Source organism: Actinoplanes sp. NBRC 101535 (genome assembly GCF_030269225.1).
In the GTDB taxonomy this organism is placed as follows: Bacteria; Actinomycetota; Actinomycetes; order Mycobacteriales; family Micromonosporaceae; genus Actinoplanes; species Actinoplanes rectilineatus.
The window spans coordinates 345663-358184 of sequence record NZ_BSSY01000003.1; the positions used below are offsets into that span (position 1 = coordinate 345663).

13 protein-coding genes are annotated in these 12522 nt (G+C 70.9%); 9 read left to right on the top strand and 4 right to left on the bottom strand.

The window, feature by feature from the left end; all coding sequences use genetic code 11:
• Window positions 1-324: 324 nt before the first annotated feature.
• The 4 genes from QSK32_RS10575 (at window position 325) to QSK32_RS10590 (ending at window position 3371) form a co-directional block, all read left to right on the top strand.
• On the top strand, window positions 325-474 hold the full coding sequence (locus QSK32_RS10575) for a hypothetical protein (RefSeq protein ID WP_285471777.1): 150 nt from the start codon (window positions 325-327) through the stop codon (window positions 472-474).
• 299 nt (window positions 475-773) lie between these two features.
• Window positions 774-1613, top strand: coding sequence for an ABC transporter permease (locus QSK32_RS10580; protein WP_285471778.1), 840 nt, complete (start codon window positions 774-776; stop codon window positions 1611-1613).
• Window positions 1606-2406, top strand: coding sequence for an ABC transporter permease (locus QSK32_RS10585; RefSeq protein ID WP_285471779.1), 801 nt, complete (start codon window positions 1606-1608; stop codon window positions 2404-2406). Before QSK32_RS10580 ends, QSK32_RS10585 begins: the two co-directional genes overlap by 8 nt.
• Window positions 2403-3371: an ABC transporter ATP-binding protein gene (locus QSK32_RS10590; protein ID WP_045744568.1), complete on the top strand. Its 969-nt coding sequence runs from the start codon at window positions 2403-2405 to the stop codon at window positions 3369-3371. Before QSK32_RS10585 ends, QSK32_RS10590 begins: the two co-directional genes overlap by 4 nt.
• On the opposite strand, the gene QSK32_RS10595 is transcribed toward QSK32_RS10590, so the two are convergent.
• Window positions 3355-3912 (bottom strand): helix-turn-helix domain-containing protein, encoded by a 558-nt coding sequence (locus tag QSK32_RS10595; protein ID WP_285471780.1) that lies wholly within the window; start codon window positions 3910-3912, stop codon window positions 3355-3357. The two genes, QSK32_RS10590 and QSK32_RS10595, sit on opposite strands and share 17 nt — an antisense overlap.
• A 65-nt stretch (window positions 3913-3977) precedes the next feature.
• Here QSK32_RS10595 and QSK32_RS10600 point away from each other — a divergent pair, with 65 nt between their 5' ends.
• Window positions 3978-4916 (top strand): AzlC family ABC transporter permease, encoded by a 939-nt coding sequence (locus QSK32_RS10600; protein WP_285471781.1) that lies wholly within the window; start codon window positions 3978-3980, stop codon window positions 4914-4916.
• The gene (locus tag QSK32_RS10605; protein ID WP_045744570.1) at window positions 4916-5224 is read left to right on the top strand and encodes an AzlD domain-containing protein; all 309 of its coding nucleotides are present in this window, start codon (window positions 4916-4918) and stop codon (window positions 5222-5224) included. The genes QSK32_RS10600 and QSK32_RS10605 overlap by 1 nt, the downstream gene beginning before the upstream one ends.
• Window positions 5225-6335: 1111 nt before the next feature.
• Here the strand turns inward: QSK32_RS10605 and QSK32_RS10610 are convergent.
• The 3 genes from QSK32_RS10610 to nadA form a co-directional block, all read right to left on the bottom strand.
• Window positions 6336-6959, bottom strand: coding sequence for a DUF3043 domain-containing protein (locus QSK32_RS10610; protein ID WP_285471782.1), 624 nt, complete (start codon window positions 6957-6959; stop codon window positions 6336-6338).
• A 67-nt stretch (window positions 6960-7026) separates the two neighbouring features.
• The gene (gene murA / locus QSK32_RS10615; RefSeq protein ID WP_245674091.1) at window positions 7027-8421 is read right to left on the bottom strand and encodes a UDP-N-acetylglucosamine 1-carboxyvinyltransferase; all 1395 of its coding nucleotides are present in this window, start codon (window positions 8419-8421) and stop codon (window positions 7027-7029) included.
• Window positions 8422-8589: 168 nt separating this feature from the next.
• On the bottom strand, window positions 8590-9759 hold the full coding sequence (gene nadA / locus QSK32_RS10620; protein WP_045744572.1) for a quinolinate synthase NadA: 1170 nt from the start codon (window positions 9757-9759) through the stop codon (window positions 8590-8592).
• A 68-nt stretch (window positions 9760-9827) separates the two neighbouring features.
• Between nadA and QSK32_RS10625 the strand changes: the two genes are divergently transcribed.
• The 3 genes from QSK32_RS10625 to QSK32_RS10635 all read left to right on the top strand — a co-directional run bounded on the left by QSK32_RS10625 (window position 9828) and on the right by QSK32_RS10635 (window position 12520).
• Complete coding sequence (locus QSK32_RS10625) at window positions 9828-10934, top strand: glycerate kinase family protein (protein WP_285471783.1); 1107 nt, start codon at window positions 9828-9830, stop codon at window positions 10932-10934.
• Window positions 10935-11022: 88 nt separating this feature from the next.
• On the top strand, window positions 11023-11394 hold the full coding sequence (erpA, locus tag QSK32_RS10630; RefSeq protein ID WP_045744574.1) for an iron-sulfur cluster insertion protein ErpA: 372 nt from the start codon (window positions 11023-11025) through the stop codon (window positions 11392-11394).
• 145 nt (window positions 11395-11539) lie between these two features.
• Window positions 11540-12520 carry a carbohydrate kinase family protein gene (locus tag QSK32_RS10635; RefSeq protein WP_285471784.1) on the top strand — a complete coding sequence of 327 codons (981 nt, stop codon included), beginning with the start codon at window positions 11540-11542 and terminating at the stop codon, window positions 12518-12520.
• Window positions 12521-12522 lie beyond the last annotated feature (2 nt).

Consider the following 12522-nt stretch of genomic DNA (forward strand, 5'->3'; position numbering starts at 1 on the left):
TGGGCCGCCTGGGACGAGACCGGGCGGTTCGCGTACCCCTGAGGAGGCTGCATCGGACCGCGCGCCCAAGCCTGATCACCAGGCTGTGGCGGACGGCCGGAACGGCCCGGGGAGACCGGCGCGGACGCCGGCGGACGGCCCGGAACCGGACGATTCTCACCCGGACGGGGGGTGTGCTGCTGGGACTCGTCAGGTGCCGGACGGCCGTAGACCGGGCGGCGCTGCTGGTCCATCGCGGCGGCCGGACGGTTCCAGGACGGCTCGTCGCGGGGCGGCTGAGCGCCCTCCGGCCAGGACGGCGTGGGCACCGGAGCGCCACCCACCGTGGCACGCCCGCGGCCGCGGCCGTCACCGGGTGCGGAGCTGACCGGTGCGGCGCTCACCGGGGAGGCGCTGACCGGGAACGAGCTGACGGGGGAAGCGCTGACCGGCGACGAACTGACCGGGTCCGCGCTGCCCCGGGAGGCCTCGTAGACGGGCGTGTGCACGGCTTTGCGGCGGCCCGGGTCACCCGGGTAGCGCTGACCGGGGAGCGGCTCCCATTCCCAGGTGATCTCATACACCCAGGCGGGCTCGTCCTCCCACTCGGCGCCGGGCCGTGAGCTCCAACCGTTCATCGGGCGCCCAGCGGCAGTTGGCAACGCTCCGTCACGGCGAACTCCACCTTGTCCAAAAATCATGCCGCGGTCGGCCGGGGACCCGGGTAGAGTCGCCCGGCTCCACTGCAGGGGTTTCGAAAGGAGATTAGCGGCGTGGTCCCCGGAGGCGCCAGCGTGCCGACGATCTCTCGAATCGGGCCGTTCCGCGGCTCAACCACTACTTTCGGTGCACTGATCGGGTCGGGTTTCCGGCGGTACGCGACCTACCGGCAAGCCACCATAGCCGGAACGTTCACCAACACGGTGTTCGGCTTCCTGCGCTGTTACGTGTTGCTCGCCGTGGCGGCGTCCGCCGCGGGTGGTCAACCGGGCGGATACGACGCGCGGCAGCTGGCGACATACGTCTGGGTGGGGCAGGGGTTGCTCAGTGTGATCGGGATCTGGGGGTGGACCGAGCTCGCCGACCGGATCCGCAGCGGTGACATCGCGGCCGACCTGTTACGTCCGGTGTCGCCCTTGGTGGCATATCTCGCCGCTGACCTGGGCCGGGCGCTGTACGCCATGCTCACCCGGTTCGGACCGCCGCTGGTCGCCGGGGCGATCTTCTTTCCGTTGCACACTCCGGTCCGCTGGCAGACGGTGCCGCTGTTCGCGATCTCCGCCGTGCTGGCCGTCACCATCTGCTTCGGGTGTCGTTATCTGGTCAACGCGACCGCTTACTGGTTGCAGGACGCGCGGGGCCCGATCACGTTCTGGACGCTGTGTTCCGGGGTGCTGGGCGGGCTCTACTTCCCGCTGCGCCTGCTGCCGGAGGAGTTCACGGTGGCGCTCTGGGTGGCGACGCCGCTGCCCAGCCTGCTGCAGACCCCGCTCGACGTGATCAGCGAGCGGGACGGTCCGGCGTTGCAGGCCGGGCTGGTCGCGCTGCAGGTGGTGTGGGCGGTGGTCACGCTCGGGCTGGCGGCGTGGGTGCAGCGGCGGGCCGAGCGCCGTCTGGTGGTGCAGGGTGGGTGAGCTGCGGGCGTACGCGGCACTGGCCGGCGCGCAGGCCCGGTCGGCGGCGACGTACCGATGGTCGTTCGTGACCGAGATGCTCGCCAACATGGGTGGCACGGTGTTCGACGCGCTGGCGGTGCTGGTGCTGTTCCGGGCCACGCCGACGGTGGGGGGTTTCAGTCTGCGTGAGGCGGTGCTGATCGTCGGGCTGAGTTCGGCCGGGTTCGCGCTCGCGGACTTCTCGGTGGGCAACGTCGACCGGTTGAAGACGTATGTGCGGGCCGGCACTCTGGACGCGGTGCTGGTCCGGCCGCTGGCGGCGCTGCCTCAGCTGCTGTTGATGGACATCCCGCTCCGCAAGGCGCTGCGGGTGGTGCTCGGGTTCACCCTGCTGGGCGGCGCCGTGGTGATCAACGACGTGGCGTGGACGCCGGCCCGGGTGCTGCTGGTGGTGCTCGCCCCGATCGCGGCGGCGGTCTTCTTCTCCTCGATCTTCGTGTCGAGTGCGAGCCTGGCGTTCTGGTGGGTGGACTCGGGGGAGATCGGTAGCGCGTTCACCTATGGCGGGCGGGACTTCACGTCCTATCCGATCACTGTTTTCGGTGACACGTTCCGGGGGCTTTTCGCGTACGCCCTCGGTTTCGCCTTCGTCGCCTATCAGCCGGCGCTGGCGCTTCTCGGCCGGACCGATCCGCTGGGCCTGCCGCCCTGGTCCGGTTTCCTGTCTCCGCTGGTCGCCGGGGTCGCGGCGGTCCTCGCCGCGGTCGTCTGGCGTACCGGCATCCGACACTACCGGAGCACCGGGTCATGATTGTGATGCGCGATCTGCGCAAGGATTTCACCGTACGGGTGAAAGCGGGCCGGCTGCGGAGGCACAAACGGACGGTGTCCGCGGTCGGCGGTATCACGCTCGGCATCGAGCGGGGTGAGATGGTCGGCTACATCGGACCGAACGGGGCCGGCAAGTCGACCACTCTCAAGATGCTGACCGGGGTGTTGACCCCGTCCAGCGGCGAGGTGTCGGTGTGCGGCCTGGCCCCGGTGCCGCAGCGCACCCGGCTGGCCCTGCGCATCGGTGTCGTTTTCGGACAGCGTTCGCAGCTCTGGTGGGATCTGCCACTGCGCGAGTCGTTCGCGCTGCTGCGGCATGTCTACCGGGTGCCGGCCGCCGAGCACGAGGCCCGCCTGCGGCGCTGCCGTGCCCTGCTCGACTTGGACGAGTTCCTGGACACCCCGGTCCGGCAGCTGTCCCTGGGGCAGCGGATGCGCGGTGAGCTGACCGCGGCCCTGCTGCACGGGCCCGAGGTGCTGTTCCTGGACGAGCCGACGATCGGCCTGGACGTGGTGAGCAAGCAGGCGGTCCGGTCGTTCCTCGCCGAGTTGGGCGCCGGTGGTGACGTGACGCTGGTGCTGACCACGCACGACCTGGCCGACATCGAGCGGCTCTGCCGCCGGCTGGTGGTGATCGACCACGGCCGGGTGGTGCACGACGGCACGATCGAGGCGTTGCATGCCCGGTACGGTTCCCGCCGCAGCCTGGTCGCCGACCTGGTGGACCCGCTGCCGGAGGGTTTCGCGCTGCCCGGCGCGGCGATCACGGCCACCGAGGCGGACCGGCACCGGGTGACGTTCGCGCTGGAGGGGGCCACCGCGGGCGCGGCGGTGGCGGGGCTGGTCGCCGCGGTCGGGGTGCGTGATCTGTCGCTGCTCGAACCAGACATCGAGGACGTGGTGGCCCGGCTCTACGCCACCCCGGACCCTAGCGATGCTCCATGATCAGGACGGCCCAGGAGCCGGGGGCCAGAGCCTCGTAGCGGTGCGGCACGTCGCCGGGGAACGTCACGTAGTCGCCCGCCTCCAGCTCGACGGTCTCGCCGACCGGGCCGGTGCGGATCCGCCCGGCGGCGACCACGATGTGTTCCACGCTGTCCGGGATGTGGGCGGCGGCTTCGCGGGGTTCGCCCGGTTCCAGCTCCATCACGTAGATGTCGCGCCGGGTGTGCGGGGCGCCGGTGGCGAGCAGCGCGGCGGTGAATTCGGCCTGGTCGGCCCGCAGCCGGGTGCCCTCGCCGGCGCGGACCACCCGGACCGGGGACACGGGCGGTTCGACGAGGCGGCTGAACGGGACGCCGAGGGCCACGCCGAGCGCCCACAGCGTCTCGATGCTGGGGTTGCCGGTGCCCGACTCGAGCTGGGACAGCGTCGACTTGGCCAGTCCGGCGCGCCGGGCCAGTTCGGCCAGGGAGATTCCGGCGCGGTCACGCTCCCGGCGTAGCGCGGCGGCTATCGCGGCGAGTGGCGGCGCCGGATCGTGCATGTTCGCTCCATCGGTCGAGTTGTTCGGTTTGACGAACGCCACTGCCTGCGTTCAGCATGGCGAACATGAGTACGTTATATCGAACGCTGCGCGATCTGGGCGCCCTGGCCGCGGCGATGGTCGCGGTCGGCGCCTCGTTCGGCGCCATCACGATTGCGTACGGGCTACCGACCTGGACGCCGTTCGCCATGTCGACGCTGGTCTTCGCCGGCGGCGCCCAGTTCCTGGCGGCCGGGCTGCTGGCCGCCGGCAACCCGGTGGCCGCGGTGCTCGCCGGGCTCCTGCTCAACGCGCGGCACCTACCGTTCGGCCTGGCAGTCGCGCAGACCCTGGGCACCCGATGGCGGGACCGCCTGATCGGCAGCCACCTGATGACCGACGAGGCAGTCGCGTTCGCCCTGGCCGAGCCCGATCCGGTACGCCGCCGCCGGATCTACTGGACCGTCGGGATCCTGCTCTTCATCAGCTGGAACACCGGTACCGCCCTGGGCGTGCTGCTCGGCGGCGCCACCGGCGACCCGGACGCGCTCGGGCTGGACGCGGCGTTCCCGGCGGCGCTGATCGCCCTGATCCTGCCGTCGCTGCGGGACCGGGACACCCGCCTGGTCGCGCTCACCGGTGGGACGGTGGCCGTGCTGCTCACCCCGGTGCTGCCGGCCGGCCTGCCGGTGCTGTGCGCCCTGCTCGGCCTGCTCGTCCTGCTCCGCCCGGCCCGCCGCTCGGACGGTCCCGGCGCCGCCCTTCCGCCCCGCGGTTCGGACGGTGCCGACGCCGCCCTTCCGCCCCGCGGTTCGGACGGTGCCGACGCCGCCCTTCCGCCCCGCGGTTCGGACGGTCCCGGCGCCGCCCGCCCGCCCCGTGATTCGGATGGCTTGCCGGACGGTGCCGAGACTGTCCGCCCGCCTCGCCCCCTGGACGGTTCGCCGGATGGTTGCGGTGCTGTCGGTCCGGCCCGCCGCTCGGACGGTGCCGAGACTGTCCGCCCGACGGCCCGGGAGGCCTGATGCTGCTCGTTGCGATCCTCGTCCTGGCGGCCGGGACCTACACAATCCGGTTGAGCGGTGTACTGCTGCGCGACCGCCTGGAACTCTCCGAACCCGTGCAGCGGCTGCTCCCGATGGCGGCCGCCGCGCTGCTGGCAGCCCTGGCCGGGACCGCGGCACTGATGGCCGGCAGCGAGTTCGCCGGGTTCGCCCGTCCGGCCGGCGTCCTGGTCGGCGCGCTCCTCGCCTGGCGCAAGGCCCCGTTCGTCATCGTCGTGGTGGCCGCCGCCGCGGTAGCCGCCCTGCTCCGCCTAGCCGGCCTCCCCTAATCGCGTCGTCGGTAGTCCTACCCGTGACCCGAGGCTGGACGGCTTCGCCGGCGCATCCTGAGCCCGCCGGGGTCACGGAAGGCGCTCCTGAACGGAGGCTCAACATCCAGGCCACGCCGTTACGGCAGCCGCCCCGGCCCGGCTGGCCCTCACCGCTGTCCTACCCGTGCCGTTACAGCGCTGAACGCTAGCCGCCCCGGCCCGGCTAGCCCTGTCTTTCGCACATGCCGCATAGCCGCTGGTCAGACCGCATGCAAGATCCAGCACTTCAAGTAATCAGCGCAGGTCAGACGGGGTCATGTGCGAAGTCCGGGGCTAGCCGGACTTGCCGGGCCGAGCGCCTCGCCAGCGCTTCCCGTGTCCGCCGGGGCTACGGGAGATACCTCTGACCAAGGGCTGAGCCGACGCCCTCGAACGGCCACCCCCGGACGGCTACCCCCGAACGGCCGATCTTGGTGCATTAGCCCCCGCCCGCGATGGTCAGCGCACCAAGATCGGCCGTCCTGTGGTCTGCCGCCCCGCGATCGGCTCTCCGTGATTGGCCGTCCCGTGATCGGCTGCCTGCGATCTGCTGACCTGCGATCGACTGTCTCGCACACGACCGCCCGCGATTAGGTGCCCCGTGATTGGCCGATCTTGGTGCGTTAACCCCCGCCCGCGATGGTCAGCGCACCAAGATCGGCCGTCCTATGGTCTGCCGCCCCGCGAACGGCGCTATCCCGCGAACGGCTGCCCGTGATCGGCGATCCCGTGATCGGTTGCCCTGCGATCGGCTGATCTTGGTGCGTTAGCGTCCGCCCGCGGTGGTCAGCGCACCAAGATCGCGGCGAGACGCGGCGAGGGGAGGCGTGCGCTACGCGGGGAGGCGGGACGCGGCGCGGCGCAGTGCGGGGAGGTGCAAGGTGGGGTGGAGAGACGCGGCGCAGTGCAGGGAGCGCAGGCGGGGCGCAGTGCGGGGAGGTGCAGGCGGGGCGGAGAGGCGCGCGGGGCAGTGCGGGGTAGTGCGGGGCGGGGCAGCGTGGGGCGGGCGGGGAGGTGTGGGTGGGCTGGAAACGGCTGTGGTGACCGGTGGCGTTGTGGACGCCGCGGTCACCACAGGGAGAAGTGCAGGTCAGATGGTGGCGCCGAGGTCGACCTTCGGCTTGGGGATGCGCATCCGGCGGAACGTCAGCCCGCGCATCACGCCGTAGAACTGCAGGCCGCCCACCCGCTGCGTGGTCTGCGGGAAACGCTCCTTGACCAGCTTCTTGATGCGCAACGCGATGAAGACGCTGTCGATCACTACGGCCAGGGCCATCACGGCCCAGATGGCGGTGCTCGCATACTGCACCGTCGGGTTGGGCACCGACGAGCCGATCAGCACGACCACCGCGCCACCGATGAACCACGAGCCGACCGTGCGGCGCGAGTCGACGATGTCGCGGACCAGGGAACGCTCCGGCCCCCGGTCGCGGGCGAGCAGGTAGCGCTCGTCGCCGTTGCGCATGCCCTCGTTGGCCTCGGCCCGCTCCGCACGCTGCCGGTCGCGCAGCTGCTTGTAGGCCTCTTTGCGGTTGGACGGCGCGGGATCCTGGATCCGGCGGCCCTGGGGCACCCGTTTCGGCGTGGCCACACCCAGCTCTTTCTTGCTGGGGGTGTAGGCCCGGGGGCGGGACGCGACGGAATCCTCCTGCGTTACCGAGGAGGTGGCGTCGGCGACGAGGTCGTCTGGCTTGCGGCGAAACAACGGGGACACGCCAGAAGCGTAGCCAAACGGCGCGGTGTGCAGCACACCGCGCCGTTGATCGTGACTAAAGCGCAGCTCAGAGACGCTCGACGTGAGCGCCCAAAGCGGCCAGCTTGGCCTCGAAGTCCTCGTAACCCCGGTCGATCAGGTTGACGCCGTACACCCGCGAGGTGCCCTCGGCGGCCAGTGCCGCGATCAGGTGTGCGAAGCCGGCCCGCAGGTCCGGGATGACCAGGTCGGCCGCGTGCAGCTTGGACGGGCCGGCGATCACCGCGGAGTGCATGAAGTTGCGGCGGCCGAACCGGCACGGGGTGCCACCGAGGCAGTCCCGGTAGGTCTGGATCGTCGCGCCCATCGAGTTGAGCGCCTCGGTGTAGCCGAGCCGCTGCTCGTACACCGTCTCGTGCATGATCGACAGGCCGCGGGCCTGGGTCAGCGCGACCACCAGGGGCTGCTGCCAGTCGGTCATGAAGCCGGGGTGCACGTCGGTCTCCAGCGCCACGGCGTTCAGCTCGCCGCCCGGGTGCCAGAACTTGATGCCGCCCTCGGCGCCGGAGACGCCGTCGCGGGCCACCCGGTCGTCGGTGATCTTCAGTTCGCCGCCGATGGACCGGAAGACGTTCAGGAACGTCATCATGTCGGCCTGGCGGGCGCCGACCACCTCGATCTCGCCACGGGTGGCGAGCGCGGCGGCGGCCCAGCTGGCGGCCTCGATCCGGTCCGGGATCGGCTTGTGCTCGTAGCCGTAGAGCCGCGGCACACCCTGGATCTCGATGACCCGGTCGGTGTGCACGGTGATGATGGCGCCCATCTTCTGCAGGATGCAGATCAGGTCCATGATCTCCGGCTCGATGGCCGCGTTGCGCAGCTCGGTGACGCCCTCGGCACGGACCGCCGTGAGCAGCACCTGCTCGGTGGCGCCGACGCTCGGGTAGGGCAGTTCCAGCTTGGCGCCGCGCAGACCGTCGGGGGCACTCAGGTGCATGCCCTCCGGGGTCTTCTCGACGTGGGCGCCGAACTCGCGCAGCGCCTGGATGTGGAAGTCGATCGGGCGCGGCCCGATGTGACATCCGCCCAGGTCAGGGATGAAAGCGTGGCCCAGGCGGTGAAGCAGGGGCCCACAGAGCAGGATCGGGATCCGACTGGACCCCGCGTGGACGTTGATCTCGTCGGTGCTGGCGCTCTCCACATTCGTGGGGTCCATGACCAGCTCGCCGGCCTCCACGCCGTCGCTGACCTTGACGCCGTGGAGTTCCAGCAGGCCACGCACGACCTCGACGTCGCGGATCCGCGGCACGTCGAAGAGGCGGCTCGGCGACTCACCCAGCAGGGCGGCCACCATCGCCTTGGAGACGAGATTCTTGGCGCCACGGACCCGGATCTGTCCTTGCAGCGGCGTACCGCCGTGCACGATCAGGACATCGTCGGTCAACGTAACCTCCAGCCGGCGGGCGTTCGGGCGCCCGGTGATCGAGGGGGCAGGAACTCGAGCGGGGGTACCCGTTCCTGCAACCGGGGAAGCATAGCGCTGAGTGACAAATGCGCCAGTCGAAGCGGCGTGCGAAACGCCGCCGAATGCCGCGGACTGCGCAGCTTCCCCGGGGCCACCGCAAAGGTGGATTCAAGCGACTACCGACAGTTACGGCAGTGCGAGCATCTGGTCCAGAGCCACGCGTGCTTCGTGCGCGGTGGTGGGGTCGACGGTGATCTGGTTCGGCACCCGTCCGGCCACCAGTTCCTCGAGCGCCCACACCAGGTGCGGCAAGTCGATCCGGTTCATGGTGGAGCAGTAACAGACCGCCCGGTCGAGGAACATGATCTCTTTGTCGGGGTGGGCCAGGGCCATCCGGCGTACGAGATTGAGCTCGGTGCCGACGGCCCATGCCGAACCGGCCGGGGCGGCGTCGAGGGCCTTGATGATGTATTCGGTCGAGCCCACGTAGTCGGCCGCCCGGACCACGTCGTGGCGGCACTCCGGGTGCACCAGGACGTTGACGCCGGGCACCCGCTCGCGGACCTCCCGGACGCTGTCCAGGGTGAACCGGCCGTGCACCGAGCAGTGCCCGCGCCAGAGGATCATCTTGGCGTCCCGGAGCTGCTGGTCGGTCAGGCCGCCGTGCGGCTTGTGCGGGTCGTAGAGGACGCAGTCGTCCAGCTCGAAGCCCATCTCCAGGACCGCGGTGTTGCGTCCCAGGTGCTGGTCGGGCAGGAAGAAGACCTTGGAGCCCTGCTCGAACGACCAGTCCAGCGCGCGCTTGGCGTTGGAGGAGGTGCAGACCACGCCGGAGTTGCGGCCGACGAAGCCCTTGATGTCGGCGGAGGAGTTCATGTACGTGACCGGGACGATCTGGTCGGTGATGCCCAGATCCTGGAAGTGTTCCCAGGCCGTCTCCACCTGACCCAGAACGGCCATGTCGGCCATCGAGCAGCCGGCCGCCAGGTCCGGCAGGATCACCTTCTGCTCGGGCGTGGTCAGGATGTCCGCGCTCTCGGCCATGAAGTGCACACCGCAGAAGACGATGAACTCCGCGTCCGGGCGGGCCGCCGCCTGCTGGGCGAGCTTGAACGAGTCGCCGGTGACATCGGCGAACTGGATGACCTCGTCACGCTGGTAGTGGTGGCCGAGCACGAAGACCCGGTCGCCCAGGGCCTCCTTCGCCGCCTTGGCGCGCTCGACGAGACCGGGGTCACTCGGTGCGGGAAGATCGCCGGGGCAGTCCACGCCACGCTCGCTCGCCGGGTCGGTGCCACGTCCGAGCAGCAGGAGGGCCACGGGGGTGTTGTCAGGTTCGGTCCAGATCGACGTCACGTCGTCATCGTTGCACAGGGGATGAGACGGTAGCTGCGCCCCGGAGGGTGGGCTGACACACTCGCGGGGTGCGCGTACTGATCTGTCCGGACAAGTTCGCCGGCACCCTCTCCGCCCCCGCCGTCGCCCAGGCCGTCGCCGAGGGCTGGTCCACCGACGGCGACGTCCTCGTCGAGCGGCCGCTCGCCGACGGCGGCCCCGGTTTCGTCGAGGTCCTCGCCGCCGCCCTGAACGGCCGGCGCATCCCGGTCGCCACCGTCGACCCGCTGGGCCGCCCGGCCCGGGGCGAGATCCTGCACGTGGGGCACACCGCCTACGTGGAGAGCGCCCAGGCCTGCGGTCTGCACCTGCTCACGCCGGAGGAACGTGACCCCCGGGTGACGACCTCGTACGGCCTCGGCCTGCTGATCGCCGCCGCGGTGGAGACCGGCGCCGCCGAGATCGTGGTCGGACTGGGCGGTTCGGCGACCAACGACGCGGGCGCCGGGATGCTGGCCGCGCTCGGCGCCGCCCCCGTCGACGTGGCCGGGTACGCGCTGCCCTACGGCGGCGGCCCGCTGATCACCGCGGCCGCCCTGTCGGGGATCCCCCAGTTGCGGCAGGCCCGCCTGGTCGCCGCCACGGACGTGGACAACCCGCTGGTGGGCCTGCACGGCGCGAGCAGCGTGTTCGGACCGCAGAAGGGCGCCTCGCGGGAGGACGTGCTGCGCCTCGACGCCGCCCTCGAGCACTTCTCCGGCGTACTCGAGAAGGCCTTTGATCTCGAAGGTCTCGCGGCGGCTCCCGGCGGCGGTGCGGCGGGTGGCATCGGGGCCGCCCTGATCGCCCTCGGTGGCCGGGTCACCTCCGGGATCGCCCTGGTCACCACGCTGATCGGCCTGGACGCGGAGCTGGACGCCGCCGATCTGGTGATCACCGGTGAGGGCTCCTTCGACCACCAGTCGCTGCGCGGGAAGGTGGTCGCCGGGATCGCCGCCGGCGCGCGCGACCGGGGCCTGCCGTGCGTGGTGCTGGCGGGGCGCAACGAGACCGGTGCGCGGGAAGCGGCGGCGGCCGGTGTGACCGAAACCCATACCCTCGTCGAGCACTTCGGCTCCACCGAGACCGCGCTCGCCGAGCCCGCACGTGGCCTGCGTGAACTCTCCGCACGCCTGGCAGGTCAGTGGCGGCGGTGATCTGTGTTCCCCCGGATTGGGAATCAGGGGGGATGGGGTTAGCGTTGGCCAGTACGGCACATGTCCGCACTTGGCAGGGAGATACCTAGTGACCACTGAAGCGCACACCGAGTCGACCGAGGCGACCGCCGCCCCGACCGGCGTCCTCCTGACCGACGTCGCCGCGGTGAAGGTCAAGGCCCTGATCGAGCAGGAAGGGCGCGACGACCTGCGCCTGCGCATCGCCGTGCAGCCGGGTGGCTGCTCCGGGCTGCGCTACCAGCTCTTCTTCGACGAGCGTTCGCTCGACGGGGACGTCGTGAGCGACTTCGACGGTGTCGAGGTCGTCGTCGACCGGATGAGCGCGCCGTACCTGGCGGGCGCCACCATCGACTTCGCGGACCGCATCGACGCTCAGGGCTTCACGATCGACAACCCGAACGCGCAGAACTCCTGCGCCTGTGGTGACTCGTTCCACTGAGCCGCAGCCCAGTGAAAGCAGCCCGGTGAGAACCGGGCCGTGACCGAAGAACAGGCCGTCCCGTTAACGGGACGGCCTGTTCCGGTTTACGGGCCGGTAGTCTCATCTCGTAACGCCCCCTGTTCCCGATCCCCTGAGGGCCGACATGAAGATCGCCGTCACCGGCTCGATCGCCACCGATCACCTGATGCACTTCCCCGGCAGGTTCGCCGACCAGCTCATCGCCGACCAGCTGCACAAGGTCTCGCTCTCCTTCCTGGTCGACGACCTGGTGGTACGCCGCGGCGGGGTCGCCCCGAACATCGCCTTCGGGATGGGCAAGCTCGGTCTGCGGCCGATCCTGGTGGGCGCTGTCGGCGTCGACTTCGCCGACTACCGTTCCTGGCTCGAGCGGCACGGGGTGGACTGCGACTCGGTGCACATCAGCGACGTGGCGCACACCGCCCGGTTCGTCTGCACCACCGACGAGGACCTCAACCAGATCGCCTCGTTCTACGCCGGCGCGATGTCCGAGGCCCGCAACATCGAGCTGGCCCCCGTGGTCGAGCGCTCCGGCGGCATCGACCTGGTGCTGATCGGCGCGAACGACCCGGCCGCGATGATCCGGCACTCCGAGGAGTGCCGCACCCGCGGGTTCGCGTTCGCCGCCGACCCGTCGCAGCAGCTCGCCCGGATGGACGGCTCGGACGTGATCCGCCTGATCCGCGGCGCCGACTACCTGCTCACCAACGAGTACGAGCGGTCCCTGCTGGAGACCAAGGCCGGCCTGACCTCCGAGCAGGTCCTGGACGAGGTCAAGATCCGGGTCACCACGCTCGGCAAGGACGGCGTGGAGATCACCGGCCGGGGGATCGAGCGGATCCACGTGCCGGTGGTGCCGGACGTCACCGCCACCGACCCGACCGGCGTCGGCGACGGGTTCCGGGCCGGTTTCTTCTCGGCCGTCTCCTGGGGCCTCGGTCTGGAACGGGCCGCCCAGGTCGGCTCGCTGGTCGCCGCCCTGGTGCTGGAGACGGTCGGCACCCAGGAGTACGACGTCAGGATCACCGACTTCCTGAAGCGTTTCGGCGTGGCGTACGGCGAGGCGGCCGTCGCCGAGATCACCCCGTTCCTCCCCACGGTCTGACC